The following is a 15,076-nucleotide window of genomic DNA, read 5'->3' as shown; positions in this document are numbered from 1 at the left end:
GCCTATCCCAATAGGATTTTGTTCCAGACAATGATGCCGCAGGCAAAATGCAACATGGCCTCGTAATTTTCGGCCTTCTTTTCCCATCGGGTCAGAACCCGGCGAAAGCGATTCATCCAGCTATGAGTCCTCTCGACAACCCAGCGATGGGCTTTGAAGTCGGTGTTTTTACCTGCATCAGACTCCTCTTTACGGGACTGGATATGCGGCTCGTAGCGGCGGCTCTGTAGATACGTTTTCAGCCAGCCAGCTTCGTAACCTTTGTCCAGGCAGAGTCTGAGTTTTTGCCCCGGACGCCCCGTCTGAAGTGCATCGAGCGTATCTGCAACCAGTTTGATATCGTGCGTGTTCGCTGCTGCAACAACCAGCGACAGAGGAAGCCCGTTGGCGTCTGTCAGCAGGCTACGCTTTACGCCTTGTTTCCCTCTGTCCGTGGGATTACGGCCTGTTTTTTTGTTCCTGACAATGGCGATTTGGTCATACAGCCGTCCATCGACAGCCAGGACCAGTCAATGCCGTCCAGATGTTCGCAGGCAAGCAAACCGTTCTGCCAGAAGCGTTCGAAGACTCCCGCATCGCGCCATTCCTGGAAGCGTCGGTGTGCAGAACTCGATGAACATATCCCGGTGGCGTTCAGGGCGTTCCACTGGCAACCGGTCCTGAGGACGAAGAATATGGCATCCATGGCAGCACGGTTATCAACGCGTCTACGATGAGTCCCCAGTGGGTGGCTGGTTTTATGCTCCGGGATGAGTGGAGCCATTTTTTCCCATAGTTCGTCGCTGATCTGCCACTTGCTACCCGCCATACATTCCCCCTCAGAAATTACCGTAACGTATTATACGATAATTCCTTTTGGGATAGGCTCTTATTCGGCCGTTTTCTTTCGCCACCGACTTGTAGGCATCATAGTCATCGGTGACCAGATACCCGCCGGTCCATTCGGACAGGAACGCCAGCGGATATTTAGCGCCACGACCCGCATGGCATTCGAAGACAACGACAGGATTGCCGGTATGCCCGCCGCTGACGTAGCTCCAGAGGTAACCCTGTCTGGATGTGCCGCCTTTTCGGGTATCCAGGATGCGCATCGGTGTCTCATCGGCATGCACCACGCTGCGGGTCAGCAGCTCACGGTACAGGAGTTCAGCCAGTGGCGTCAGAGCCACGCTGACAGCACCAACCCACCCGGCCATTGTGCTGACCGACAGGTCGACATCAGCCCGGGCAAAGATGTGCTGCTGGCGATAAAGTGGCAGATAGTCCCGGTACTTGCTGACCACCACCTGGGCGGCCAGACAGGCTTCCGCATTCCCTTTCGGGATGATATGCGCGGGCATTTCGCCACTGACCACCCGCTGGCAACAGGTGCAACCATATTGCGGGCGAACATACTGATTAACGACGAAGTGAGCCGGGATATAGTCCAGCTTTTCACTCACTTCGTCGCGGATGTGGCGCAGTGTCCCCGGGCATTCAGGGTCGGGACAGTCTGCCGTTGACGCGGGTTCAATGGTTTTTACGACTCGCGGCAGATGGGCCGGAAGGGGTTTACGAACTGGCCGGGATGCAGGCTGAGTTTCACCGGCATTATCGGGCTGTAACAGCTTTCTCAGCCGGACTTCCGTCGCAGCGATATCCGTGTCCACATCTTCTTCGAAGAGCTGACGCTGTAACCCGGACAATACTTCGCTTTTTCGCCCGAAGCGAAGCTGGCGGGCCAGCATCAGCGCCTCTTCCAGCAGGCGGATGCGTTGTTCTTTTTCAGCATTCTCAGACACCGCTTTTTGCACCATGGCAAGCGCCAGGGTGCGAAGCTGTTCGATGTCATTTGTGGTGCTGAGAAGTGAGATATCCATACCTTTAATACTACCATAATGAGCATGGATATTCATTGTTTTTCACAGGGTTACACCCTGTTTTACAGATGATGTGCAGACGGAAGATTTTCTTTCCGGAAGACCCAGTTCGCCAGGTTATGTCCGTCCATTTGTTGCCAGTCGATGCCGGTTATCAACCATCCGAACTGCTCAGGCGTCAGAGACCATGCGGCATCATTTGCACGCGGCCAGTGAAAGTGGCCTTTATGCAGGCGCCGGGTGCATAACCATACCCCGTGTTTGTCCCAGCGCAGCACTTTGATGCGCGTCCGGGCTTTATTGGCAAACACGAAGGCGGCACCTTCGTGCCATGAAGATTTCAGTGTGTCCTGTACATATTGCGTCAGGGTGTCGATCCCCCGGCGCATGTCCACGGGTTTCACTGCCAGAAAGACGTTTTCAGGCGTCAGCATAGCGAAGCGCCCGGAACACATCAGTTAACTGAGACGGCTGATAACACATACGGATCCCGCCGGGAAGGAATAACGTGACAGGCTCACTGGCGGCGTGCTGCTGAATGTTGCCGGAATTCAACGACTCGGAAGAAACGCTGACGGGGATGACTTCCGGCGCTTTTGTGAGTTTTTCAGCCTTTGCCACATCCTGCGGCCACTGCCGCATTGATTTAAAGGGGATGTCGTAAAGGTCGCAGTATTGTTCACGGGTCAGGCCACTGGTACGCCAGGCGGCGACGTGGTGTTTTTTCTGGTCAAGAGTCCATCGTATTTTTGGCATTGTGTGCCCTCCACAGGAGTTGAACGAATGCCAGTAATGCTAATTGCCTGAAAATTTATGTGAAGATGAGTTCGCCGCAACGTTACTTTATTCAACAAAGCCCCTCCGGTGTTACGATGTTGACCCCGGACAAAATCAGCCTTCGATAATCCAGGGGTGGATTTGTTGCTGCTGGTTTGTCCGGGGACTTGCTTCCTCGATAAACAGGATGTCATTGAGGGAGCAGGATAATAAAATTATACTGGCCGTCAAACCAGTACAGATAACACCTTGTTGCTATGAATATTTTCACCTTTTGATACAGGCCGAATTTGCGGCCTTCTCTATGTGTTTCTGACTTCTATCCTCAGGTAAGGTTTACTGTACCTCCTGATATAAGGTTCAGTATTTTCGGATAAATTTAAAACTCCGCCACGGTACCGTTATATCTATACCTGACTCTGATCGCTGTGACGGGATACTGAATGTATAAGTTTACGTTGTTTGCCCAGTACTTTGACACCAACCAGCGTAATAATCCATGCAATAACTCCCATGACCAGATAGGTATCAGCAAAACCGTGCTTATCATAAAAATATCCGGCAACTGGATTGATCGCAGTGATCCCTAAATAGTTAAAACATCCCAGTACCATATAGATGGTGCCCGTCAGCCTTTTATCGAAATATGAGGCCAGATATTTGAAAATTGAGACCAGCAGCAGCGACATTTCCAGGCCATAAATCGGTTTGATCACAATAATCATCCAGGGCTGCGTCGCAAATGCAGACAACACAAGACGTAATCCGATGATAAAGCCAGCAAGCAGCAAACCATTACGCGCGCCAATACGATTAATAAGGAAGGGTATCGTACACATTAACGCAAACTCACAGGCAGACTGTATGAATCCCATATATCCCAGGGCTGCATTGCCTGTCTGGTGATCGGCAAAAAAGGTGACAAAATAGCGTGGAAACTGCTGTTCTGCACTCTGCATCATCCAGATAATACCACCATAGAAAAGCATCAGTACCCAGAAACCAGCATCACGAAAAAGTAAGCCGAGATCCTGTTTATTAACCTTTTCTTTTTTGGCCGCATTGACGGCTTGCCAGTCAATTCCCTCACCGTGGGTCTTCAGGGAAAGTAAAACCAGAAAGACCAGTACCGTTCCCGCTGACGTCACGATAAAGTTGATGTGCGGATTAATATTAAATAACTGACCGGCAAAAACAGAGGCCACTGCCCAGCCTGCCGATCCCCACATCCGCACCCGGCCAAACTCAAATCCCCAGGCCCGACTGTAGCGGTCAGCATACGATTCAAAAACTAACACACCCGCCAGATAAGCTGTCCCCAGATAAAGTCCGCCAATAAGCATGCCAGCGATCAGATTAGTCTGCAAAAGCGTCTGATAAATAAAAATGAAAAAAGGAGCAGCAAAAATGGAAAATACAGCCACACAGATAAGTAAATTTTTCTTAAGCCCCAGCTTATCCATAATATAACCGAAAACGGGCTTTATAATCAGGGCGAAAAGAGCATTGACGGAAAGGACATATCCTATTTTGACGCTACTAAGCCCTATGCTGTCACCTAACCAGATAGCCAAAAATGACCAGGTTGCAGACCAGGAAAAGTAAAACAAAAATAAGCACAGGCTTATGCGTAAATATGCATTTCTGTTAGACACAGCCATCTTCATAATTTACTCCTGAATGCTGATAAGGCAAAGGGCAGAAGCTGGAATATTTTCCCCTGATGCAATATCCCGCTGAATGGGCAGAGCTTCCCACCTGAGAAAATGAGTCGGTTGAGCCTGATATAACTCCGGCAGAATCTGGACTTCTGCTGAAGGATGAAGGCATTGTTCTGCTACGTAATATTTCCTGGGCAGTGGTGTGACATCACAGTAGCAGGTGTCAATGATGGTAAGATCGTTTTCATCTACCCACCACTCACCGCTGACTCCATTGTACAGGGAAAATGTCACGACAATATGGTGACCATCATATCGTGGTGCAGAAATAATCACATCGGGTGGAATAGATCCCGTCCCTTTGAAATCCCAGCGGAAATTCCAGTCACTTAATTGTTTTATCAGCCATCTGCCGTTTTCCGGACGCGCTATCCAGGCCTGCGAATTGCCATTTCGATCATAGCGATGCCAGGTTATTAATACATTCCCTGCGTTGTCGAAGCCAATATTCTGGCTCATATTGATTAATCCATTTTCCACTGGAGCGGGGTCAATAATATCACCGAGGTCCCATGTGACTGGCAGTGCTATGGGTTTTCCATCATGTGTGAACCAGTGCAACAAATCCGGGCTACGCGCATAGGACAGGTCATGGCATGTCTCACAGTGTGGTGTGTCACGCCACATCCAGACCATATGCCACAGATTATCCGGACCAAATACAGGCAGACGAGAATAAGCATTCATTAACCCCAGTCCACTTAACAGCGGTTGTTCAATGAGTCGTTCCCAGAAATGGCCTGACTCATTCCAGCGGTTATAAATATCATCACCATTACCGCTTTCCCCGTCGCGATAGCGAAACAGTAATTCGCCATTACGCCCGTTAAAAAACAGCGGATAAGTGGTGCTTTCTTCCCGAAAACCTGTCATTGTTTGTTGAACGAGTGTATGAATGTCATGACTCTTTTCTGAACGGAACCATACCAGTTTGTCCTTATGCATGTTCCCCGACAGATGAATATATCCTTCTTTATCCATCGCCAGCGTCAGATAATTATGACTGTCAAATTCTGTCTGGTGCATAAAACGGTTTTTATCCGGGAGCCATTCTCCCTGAGGTTTACTGTGCGTCCATTCACCGCCTTCCTGCTCCCGGCTGGCAACCGTGATAAAATGTTCCGGATCATAGTAAGCGACATAAATTTTATCTTTAACCAGAAGAGCGTACTCCACTGTAAAATCTGAACAACACAGCCCTATTTCTGAATGTGTTATATACTCATTTTTGCTATTCACGTATCTGACTCCTGAGTTTAAATTTTCAAATCATTTCTTGATGAAATTTATTACTCCAGGTACTTTAAAAACCTGTAGCGATATTTACTCTTCACATTTTTTACGAAAAACATATCCTTTGAAACGGCAACCATCATGCTCATATACACGGCTATCGGGACATGAAAATAGTGCATAATCCCACTGTCCATGAACGTTATGGCAAGAACGCCTTCTTCACTGATATAGTCGACAGCCTTGATATGGTTTCTGTCAGGTACGCCAGTTTTCGGTGTAAACATGGCTTACTCCCTCAGTTGGCCGCCGTCGGGATGAAATAAATATGCTCAGCCTGCTCCCTGGTCCCATCGGAGGTCCCGGTCATCATCTCTGCAATGGCAAAAGCGAATTCAAAGGACACTCCCAGTCCTTTACCTGTAATAAGATTACCGTCAATCACAACATTCTCTCCGGTATATATTCCGTCAGTACAGCTTTCCCACAAGCTACCGGAGCAGGTATATTTTCGCCCTTTCAGAAGATGATTCGTACCCAGTACCCGTACCGGCGCAGAACACAATGCACATATCCATCGTCCGAATACGTCATGTTGCCGGATAAAACGAATCACATGCGGGTTCCCTGATATCGATACCGTGGAGTCAGGCCCACCCGGTATAATAACAGCGTCATAAACAAACTCCGTAATCTCTTCAATACGTTTATCCGCATTTACCGACAGAGAAAAATACGCGCTGGTCGTTATCAACCCGGAGCAGGATACGATATCCACATCAATACTCAGCCTTCGCAAAATATCATAAACAATGACCGTTTCGGCCTCTTCAAAACCTGTGTCGATCAGTATAGCGGCTTTCATGTATCCTCCGCAGCAGACGTTACTGCTGTATGATAAATTTCGGCTAATTATTTATTTGTGGGCAATACCTGGAGATACAGCCCACAAGATTCTTTGTAATACATCACATCAAAAATAGTAGCGGATCCCGACGCGGAAACGATACTGCTCTTTATCATATTGAACCGAACGATCTAACCACGAAGCTTCAACATAAGGTTTCCAGTGTTGGTTATATGTATAGACTAATTTATTATTGAGTTCCCAGCTATGATCTTTTCCGTTAGCTCTGTGGTAATCATTAATATTCATAAAATAATCAGGCTCAAACGTATATGCCCAGGTGTCATTGATTTTATAGTTCCAGTACATGACAAGCTGGTGCGTACTGTCTTTGTCATTATTGCCATTGAGGTCTGGCGTTTCATAGTTCTTATGATTGTAACGGTAGCGGAATGTGACATTAAAATCCGGTGTAAATTTGTAATTCATATCAACGTAAGGTGATACCGTGGAGCCATCAGTGTTATCAGTGATAATCAGCGCCGGAGAAACAGTAAATTCCTGCGTGGGTTTAAAAAACGGATACCACCCTTCTATTTCATTATAACTGTGCTTTAGCTCATCATACTTGTTTGTATTATAAGCATTAGTCAGCATAATCCCGGCCCCATTGGCAAAGTTATATGCGCCGCGTAAGACAAACTCATGCTTTTTAGATGCGGTATTATAAGCCTCCCTGACTTCAATCCAGGGACCTGCCGAAAAAGAATGAACAGAATAAAGGGCACTCAGAGATAAAACCACTGCTTTTATGGCTTTCATATTTATACCTTCTAGATTCACGTTTTAGCAGAAAAGGAACTGCATGGCCATATATTTATATGTAACCAGCGCAGTTTCAAAGTTCAGACACAACATTATTTTTATATCAGCGTCTTATGTATCACTCCTCCAGTTGTACAGTAAAAAAGACATAACACAACTACAATCATCCCCGCACCATTATTTTCCGGAAAAGAAACACCGCCCGGAACAGTGAATTTCCTTGTAAAGGATATGCATATATCCCCATTATACATAGGTATTTATTATCAGAATCAGCCCGCGATTTATTTCTGTATGCCCATGCACCCCGTGTATTCATATGTTCCCGGATACGGTTTAACATTCCAGATTAATACAGGGTTGTAGTTTTCATTTATCCAGAAAATGGAGCTTCCTTGCTCCGGGATTTCTGCATGGCTCGTCAATGAAATATCTCATGTACCATGCTGGTCCCCTCATCTTGTGTCACCAGTATGTTTTCCATGACTGGGTCATACGTACCAGGGCCTCGACATAAAAATAATCCCCCCAGCTTGCACACTCATCCACCCCTTTATTACTGGCAAGGTGATAGACAGAATGTTTAAGCAGCCCGTTACAGGGATCATTTTTATCGGCCAGATAGCTCCGGGTCAGAGAAGACATAATCTTTCTGGATGCATTCAGATAATGGCTCCGTTCCGGATCCGTCACCGGTAAATGTTTGCACAGCTCCAGCAGTCCGCAGACCGCAATGGCTGCAGATGACGAGTCGCGAAGGGCGTCCGTCCCCACCAGAGCGAGGTCCCAGTGACAGACATAGTCTTCCGGCAGGCGATTAAGAAAATAATTCGCCAGTCGTTTCGTCAGCTCAAGCAATTCTCTGTCACCGGTATAGAGATAACTGAGTGTGAAACCGTAAATCCCCCACGCCTGTCCCCGCGACCAGCAGGAATCATCCGCATAACCCTGCTGGGTATTACCATACCGGGGCTCTCCGGTCACGATATCCATATAGTAGGTGTGAAATGTCGATGCATCCTCACGGATAAGATAACGTGCAGCCTGGCAGACATGCTCGTACGCGGCCTGCGCAAACCGCAGATCACCGGTCTGTTCACTGGCCCAGTACAACAGCGGGAGGTTCATATTACAGTCAATAATAATCCTGCCAGCCTGCTCAGGATCAGAAAGGTCTCCCCAGGCCTGAATAATGCGGGCTTTCTCATGGAAGCGCTCCAGCAGGGCCTCTGCTGCCAGCAGTGAAAAACCTCGGGCATCCCTGTTCCCTGTCAGCCGCCAGGCCGCCACACATGAGAGAGTGTAGAGAAAGCCGAGGTCATGGGTATTAGTGTCGTGGCGACCGGCAATACGCAGCCCGAAGGAGCGGACATTTTTTTCAGCCATTGAGCGGTATTTCTCATCCCCGCTCATCTCCCAGGCAAGCCATAACTGGCCGGTCCAGAAACTCGTTGTCCATTCCATGTTATCTGTCAGCGGATAATAGCCACCAACGCAGGTCTCTGCGGGAAAGCGCTCACCGAAATCCGTTAAATTACGGCTGATCAGTTCAAGAACCAGCAGACGTGCCTGAGTTAACTCATCATAAAACTGACGGTCTTCCGGCGATTCATCCGTCATGTCACGTAACGGCTCTTTCACGACATTATTTAACATATTTCGATTCCTTAACGGCCAGGTTGCATTTAACCTGTTTATTGATGGATTTTTTCGGGTGTATTCGGGTTGCTGACACTGGCCGGACGGTCTCTGTTGCTCCGGCAGGCAGAGAGTGTCAGGGACGAAATCAGCGTGAAGGCGAGTGCAATGCATCCCATGATGATGTAAGTCTTTTCAAAGCCGATTTTGTCATAGAGCTGACCGGCAGGTGCCGATACTACAACGTTCCCCACATACAGCATGGCCTGATAGCCCAGCAGGTACATGGTTGCATTCACACGTTTGTCAAAATGTTCGGCAATGTATTTGAAAATGGACACCAGCAACAGGCAGATTTCCAGCCCGTAAAGAGGCTTGAGTACGGAAATCAACAGATGCGAATCGCACATACCTGAGATAATGAGACGTGCACCCACCACCAGGCCGACAATCAGCAGACCCTTTTTAGCCCCGACATAATTCACAAAGGCCGGAATAATCATATACATGATAAATTCCATACCTGACTGCACGGTGCCCAGGTAACCAAATACCGCATTCCCCTGATGCACGTCGTCAAAGAAGGTCACAAAATAACGGGAGAATTGCTGTTCCGCGATGAACATCATCCAGGCCACACCGGCGATATACATGCAGAACGCCCAGAATTTACCGCTTTTCAGCAACGCGTACACATCAGCCGGAACAATTTTTTCCTTCGAAAGCACCTCACTGGCATGCGAGGTATGTGTGTTGACTTTCAGACTGAACAGGACAAACAGCATGATGACGGAGGTAACGCTGCCAAGGATAAAGTTGTAAGCCGGAGAAAGATTAAAGAGAATACCGGAAAAAGAGGAGGCCACGGCCCAGCCCAGTGAGCCCCACATCCTTATCTGTCCGAATTCCATCCCGTTAAGGCGGCTGTAGCGGTCCGTATAGGATTCACAGGCAGCCACACCGGCATACCAGGCAAAGCTCAGGTACACTGCGCCGACAATAATTCCCAGCATTGTACTGGAAATAAGCAGGGGCTGGTAAACATAAATAAAGAACGGTGCCATCAGGGCTGACATGGCAACCACAAAATAAAGCAGGTATTTATTCATTCCCAGCTTATCGAGAATATACCCGTAGATGGGCTTCAGGATAACGGAAAAAATACCATTTACGGCAAAGACAGTACCGATGACAGTACCGCTGAGGTTTGTTTTTTGCCCCAGCCAGATAGCCAGCAAACCAATACTTGCAGACCAGGTAAAGAAATACATGAAAATAAAGGAGCTGATTTTATAATATTCAGACCGGTTTGCTGATGTTATATTTTTCATAAACGCCTCGTTAAAATGCAGCCATTCATTGCGGGGTTAGAGACTGACAGAGATATTTTTTTCTGTACCGGCATGTCGGATACACAGGGTATTATCACGAATACTCAGTTGAGGTCTGGTAGTGTATTTTCTGTTTACCTCACCTTCAGCAGCAACAGCGCTGACAAGCCAGCTGACTCCCTGCGGAACCAGCCCCGACAAGGTGGGAATTGCTGCGCACTCAGCAAACATAATGCTGCTGTTGGGCGGGGTGATAACATAACCCGGTACCCGGCGGGTATAAGGCGATAAGTCACGGATAACGCTGGTACCGTTTCCTGCGCAAAGCCGACTTTCCCGGTCATCATCAGGCGTGAATATGTCAGTACCGTTCATCACAGCGAAACCGCCTTCCACCGATTTCAGGTTTCGAGCACTGTCAACACGGTGAACACGGACATGCCATTCCCCGCAGGGGATAAGCCAGGTGTCTGTATGGACATCGTGCCATGGTGACCATCGGGACCAGATATAGTCATCATGAACAGAAACGAGCTCACAGTCCCTTCTTCCACGCCAGTAATCATCATTTTCACTCAGAAGCAGCATGGAATCACAGGCGGCATGTTTAATGCCGTAACGTCCCCGTTCAATGGTAAACCCGAACAGACTGGAATAAGCAAATTTAGTGTATTTGGCTTCGGTATTGACGTAATTGTTCAGTTCCAGTTGTCCGGATGTCAGCATATAAACGTGTTCACTGTCTGCCGGATGTAGAATTAACTGTGAAGCCTGTGGAATGGCATGTTTCTCTTTCAGAGTCGGTAGCGGCTGTTCAGCAGACAACCAGAATTCATCATCCTCTGGTATTGCCAGGATCAGGAAGTTTTTCAATGACCAGTAGGGTGAACCCGGTGAATTATAATCTTCACAGAATGCCAGGTTGGGATAGGCATAACCGAGCGTCATAATACCGTCCCGATCAAGGAAAGGTTTATTCTGCCACCATCGTAAATTGCGTAGAATAATCCCCTTCACCTGTCCAGGGCTGAGAACGTCCAGCCTGGAGAAAGCCACGGCACACCAGAACGCGACGGTGGCAAACCGGTAGGTCAGGCTCCGGCCGAAAGGAATGGAAGAACCATCTGATGCGGACATATAGACAAAGTCATTTGCAAAGAGGCGTGCCCGGTGACGCAACTCTTCAGCCCGTAGCGGATCGTCGTCTTCATTCAGCGTGGCATAAATCAGCCCATAAAAGTGGAATGCCATGGAAATGTAATAATCACGCGGACGGCCATTACCGTCTGAATACCATCCGGCCCCCAGATAATAGGCTTCCATCATTTCGAAACGCTGATTAATGACGTCATTATCCCAGGGTAACCCAGCCCGTTTAAAGCCCAGCTGAACCATAATGGCAAAATAATTCCAGTTACTGTCCGGCATAAGGGATGTCGAGATCTGGTTCAGCCAGTGATATAAATTCGACAGTTCTTTTTCAGAGAATTGCTCTGTCAGTCTGTCCTGTAACAGTGCCAGCCCCAGACCATAGACAGCCATTTCAACAAGACGCTGGTCGTACGGACCGGTGTCTCCCCAATACACGCGCGACAGCGGATCTGTTCCGGCTTTCATCGCCTCAATGTAGTGCTTGCTGAAATGCTCTTCCTCCCCGGAGGCCATGAGGGGAAATACTCCCCACAGGGCCCGTGAAAGTCCTTCCATTCGGGCGACTTCCGGTCCGTAGTGTGCGCAGGTATCCCCGAGCGAAAACCCGGCATCGTCCGGAGAAAAATGGTTATTCAGCGGCTCAAGAAGTGTGGAAAGAAACTGAATGACCTCCAATCTGGAGGACAAGGGATTTGATTTGATTTTCCCGCAACTCATGGTGTTACCTCTGGGGTCTGGTCTCTTTTTCCGTCTGCGCCAGTAAGGAAATATCCGTTCTGAACGCAGATTCGGTGGATGCACAGAGGATAGGGAGGACTTATTGCTCAAAATGTTATGAATATCACATATCGAACACGGTTATGACACGCCGTTATTGAAAATTTAAAAATATGTTTTATTAATGGAGGTATCTGTCCAAAAACTTGAAAAAATTGCACTGTGCATACGACTCCCATTGCCGACAGGCTTGAACATATCCCTCTCAGGGACAGTATCATTTCTTTCAGCCGACTGAATGCAAATCCGGTCCGATACCATCACTGGCATCAGTGCCTTGAAGTCCTGTATGTGGAGGAAGGGTATGGGGTCGTCATTGCTGATAACCGGCATTATACTTTACGTCCGGGAAGACTTTTTATATTCCCGCCCTTCACCTTGCATAAAATTATGGTGGAGGAAAGCGCAGCCAGGATTTATCGCCGGACAATAATCCATGTTGACCAGAGTGCAGTGTTTCATTACTTTGACGCTTTTCCACATTATCAACAGAAGTTCTGCCAGTTGTCCGCACGAGGGAGTGAGGCATTTGTTGCGGACCTGACAGATTTGCACGTCTGGCTTAATACACTGTTCACACATTACAGTATGCTGGCGGAAGAGCATGAACTGGACAGAGAAAATGTTGCCACTTTACTTCTTTCCTTATTCAGTATGCTTCCGGCACCAGGACGATGCCTTCAGGTGGATGAATACCGGCTTTCTGCTCAGGTGATGTTGTGGGTAGAGGAAAATTATATGAAAAAAATTAGTCTGGATAATATGACTTCAGATTTGAAAAAGTCAAAAAGCTATATCTCCCGACGATTTCATGCTGAAACAGGAGAGAAATTAAGTGAATATATTACCACCTACAGATTAAGAAAGGCTTGCGAATTTCTGTTACGAAGCCAGAAAAGCATCAATGATATAGGAAATATGGTTGGATATTCAGATACAACATATTTTATCACTGCCTTTAAAAAAGGGATAGGGGAATCACCTCTACAATACCGTAAACATCACCAGAAATGAGTGTAGGTTAACTATTATCGACCCGATACTTACTGTAATGAACCGGTATTCGGGGAATCGGAGATCGATTCAGGCACCACTTTTCCCCCCGCATCGAAATAACTGCCATCACCTTGATTTCAAAGGCGAATAAATGCGTAAACTGGTGCAAATCGATCAGGCCGAGTTAAAAACTAAAGTAAGAAATAACCAGCGAGAGAAGCATGATCGAAATCGCCGTAATCTCTGAACGGAATAATCGGAATATGCAGTATGTACGGAAAAATGATGGGTAAGCGTTCAGCGAGTGCCGTATTGACGGCTATTTATTGGTGAGATCCACGTTCCAGGGCAGAAGTTCAGCCACTTTGTTGCTGGGCCACTCCGGCAGAACGCTCAGGATATGGCGTAGGTAAGCCTCCGGGTCGATGCCATTCAGCCTGCACGTACCGATCAGACCGTACAGCAGGGCTCCACGCTCACCACCGTGATCGCTCCCGAAGAAGATATAATTTTTCTTGCCAAGGCAGACAGCTCGCAGCGCGCGTTCTGCCACCTTGTTATCAGGCTCTGCCAGGCCATCATCGCAGTAGTAGCACAGCGCATCCCACTGGTTCAGGGCATATGCGAACGCCTCCCCCAGCCGGGATTTTTTCGACAGCGTTGCGCTTTTCTCCTCCAACCACACATGCAGGGATGCCAGCAGCGGCTTACTCCGGGACTGCCTGGCTGCCAGCCGCTCAGTTGCCGGGAGGCCGCGTATTTCCTCTTCTACCGCGTACAGTTCACCGATACGTTTCAGGGCTTCCTCTGCTGTGACCGTCTGAGTACTTATATAGACGTCGTGGATTTTTCGGCGCGCGTGAGCCCAGCAGGCTGCTTCTGTTAGCGGGCCGCCGTCACGCTCTGCACTGAACAACCTGTCGTAACCAGCGAAGGCATCGGCCTGCAGAACGCTATGGTAATGGCGAAGATGTTGTTGAGGATGTTTCCCCTGCCGATCCGGCGAGAAGGCGAACCACGCTGCGGGCGGGTCTGACGACCCCGCGTTCCGGTCATTGCGAACGTACGTCCAGATGCGCCCGGTTTTCGTCTTCTTTCTGCCCGGTGCCAGTACCGGCACCGGAGTGTCATCCGTATGCAGTTTGCGGCAGTCCATCACGTAGCGGTAAAGAGCCTCATCCAGCGGGACCATCAACCGGCAACAGGCATCCACCCAGTTGGAGAGCAGAGCCCGGCTCAGATCCACGCCCTGACGGGCAAAGATTTCGCACTGGCGATATAGCGGCAGGTGTTCACAGTATTTGGCCGTTAACACCCGGGCCAGCAGACCCGGACCGGCGATACCCCGATCGATAGGGCGTGATGGCGCAGGCGCTTCAACGATGCAGTCGCATCGGGTGCAGGCCTTTTTCACCCTGACCGTGCGGATCACTTTCAGAGCGCTGGAGACCAGCTCCAGTTGCTCTGCGCTGACTTCTCTGAGGTATGCCATATCGCTGCCGCAGTCCGGACAGCAGGTTTCGGCGGGCTCCAGCCTGTTTATTTCGCGTGGAAGATGGTCAGGCAGAGGACGGCGATGGCGCGACTGTCGAAGCTGACGCGGAACCTGCTGATCGTTATCCCGGCCGTTGTAACGATCGCTTTGCTGCTCCTGCTGTTTCAGCAGGGCTTCGGCGTCTTCAACCTGTCGGCGAAGTTTTTCGGAGCGGGTACCGAACAGCATCCGCCGTAGTTTTTCTATCTGTGCCCGCAGATGCTCTATTTCGCGCTCTTCGTTCTCTATTTTCTCTTCTGCGCGGGCCAGCGCAGAACGCAGGAACAACTCAGTCTCTGCAACGAGGCTGAGCCGACTGTCTTTCTGGCGAAGCGCGTCTTCCAGCGCGGCGATACGGGCGATATAGTCCTGACTCATGACCTCAT

The 15,076-nt window shown here is 48.8% G+C and carries 13 protein-coding genes and 1 pseudogene; 1 reads left to right on the top strand and 13 read right to left on the bottom strand.

All coding sequences use genetic code 11. The features are described 5' to 3' along the window. Positions 1 to 2: 2 nt before the first annotated feature. The 12 genes and pseudogenes from AC1M2H_RS10320 to AC1M2H_RS10265 form a co-directional block, all read right to left on the bottom strand. A protein-coding gene (locus tag AC1M2H_RS10320; RefSeq protein ID WP_480147878.1) for an IS5 family transposase occupies positions 3 to 808 on the bottom strand; the annotation gives its coding sequence in 2 pieces (ribosomal slippage) (positions 3 to 455 and positions 458 to 808; 804 coding nt in all). A 73-nt stretch (positions 809 to 881) separates the two neighbouring features. Beyond that, positions 882 to 1,859 (bottom strand): annotated as a pseudogene (tnpC, locus tag AC1M2H_RS10315) (IS66 family transposase); the annotation flags it as partial. 62 nt (positions 1,860 to 1,921) lie between these two features. Then, on the bottom strand, positions 1,922 to 2,293 hold the full coding sequence (gene tnpB / locus AC1M2H_RS10310) for an IS66 family insertion sequence element accessory protein TnpB (protein ID WP_480151288.1): 372 nt from the start codon (positions 2,291 to 2,293) through the stop codon (positions 1,922 to 1,924). Then, entirely contained in the window at positions 2,280 to 2,615 is a 336-nt protein-coding gene (gene tnpA / locus AC1M2H_RS10305; protein WP_480151287.1) for an IS66 family insertion sequence element accessory protein TnpA, read from the bottom strand. Before tnpA ends, tnpB begins: the two co-directional genes overlap by 14 nt. Positions 2,616 to 3,043: 428 nt before the next feature. After that, positions 3,044 to 4,303 (bottom strand): oligosaccharide MFS transporter, encoded by a 1,260-nt coding sequence (locus tag AC1M2H_RS10300; RefSeq protein ID WP_480151286.1) that lies wholly within the window; start codon positions 4,301 to 4,303, stop codon positions 3,044 to 3,046. A 3-nt stretch (positions 4,304 to 4,306) separates the two neighbouring features. Continuing rightward, entirely contained in the window at positions 4,307 to 5,596 is a 1,290-nt protein-coding gene (locus AC1M2H_RS10295) for a BNR repeat-containing protein (protein WP_480151285.1), read from the bottom strand. A gap of 50 nt (positions 5,597 to 5,646) precedes the next feature. After that, a complete protein-coding gene (locus AC1M2H_RS10290; protein WP_480151284.1) occupies positions 5,647 to 5,877 on the bottom strand; it encodes a KTSC domain-containing protein in 231 nt (76 codons plus the stop codon). 11 nt (positions 5,878 to 5,888) lie between these two features. Beyond that, positions 5,889 to 6,455, bottom strand: coding sequence for a DJ-1/PfpI family protein (locus AC1M2H_RS10285; protein WP_480151283.1), 567 nt, complete (start codon positions 6,453 to 6,455; stop codon positions 5,889 to 5,891). A 108-nt stretch (positions 6,456 to 6,563) separates the two neighbouring features. Then, entirely contained in the window at positions 6,564 to 7,259 is a 696-nt protein-coding gene (ompL, locus tag AC1M2H_RS10280) for a porin OmpL (RefSeq protein ID WP_480151282.1), read from the bottom strand. Between the two features lie 468 nt (positions 7,260 to 7,727). Further along, the gene (locus tag AC1M2H_RS10275; RefSeq protein WP_480151281.1) at positions 7,728 to 8,918 is read right to left on the bottom strand and encodes a glycoside hydrolase family 88 protein; all 1,191 of its coding nucleotides are present in this window, start codon (positions 8,916 to 8,918) and stop codon (positions 7,728 to 7,730) included. 38 nt (positions 8,919 to 8,956) lie between these two features. Then, entirely contained in the window at positions 8,957 to 10,231 is a 1,275-nt protein-coding gene (locus AC1M2H_RS10270) for an oligosaccharide MFS transporter (protein ID WP_194386963.1), read from the bottom strand. Between the two features lie 36 nt (positions 10,232 to 10,267). Further along, the gene (locus AC1M2H_RS10265) at positions 10,268 to 12,100 is read right to left on the bottom strand and encodes a DUF2264 domain-containing protein (RefSeq protein ID WP_480151280.1); all 1,833 of its coding nucleotides are present in this window, start codon (positions 12,098 to 12,100) and stop codon (positions 10,268 to 10,270) included. A 222-nt stretch (positions 12,101 to 12,322) separates the two neighbouring features. Between AC1M2H_RS10265 and AC1M2H_RS10260 the strand changes: the two genes are divergently transcribed. Beyond that, a complete protein-coding gene (locus AC1M2H_RS10260) occupies positions 12,323 to 13,174 on the top strand; it encodes a helix-turn-helix transcriptional regulator (RefSeq protein ID WP_480151279.1) in 852 nt (283 codons plus the stop codon). 301 nt (positions 13,175 to 13,475) lie between these two features. On the opposite strand, the gene tnpC (AC1M2H_RS10255) is transcribed toward AC1M2H_RS10260, so the two are convergent. Then, a complete protein-coding gene (gene tnpC / locus AC1M2H_RS10255) occupies positions 13,476 to 15,068 on the bottom strand; it encodes an IS66 family transposase (protein ID WP_480151278.1) in 1,593 nt (530 codons plus the stop codon). Between the last annotated feature and the right edge of the window lie 8 nt (positions 15,069 to 15,076).

The sequence above is a fragment of the Klebsiella sp. F11 genome, from assembly GCF_056712265.1.
Note: the sequence above shows the minus strand (reverse complement) of the source record. Positions and strands in the feature narration are given on the sequence as shown.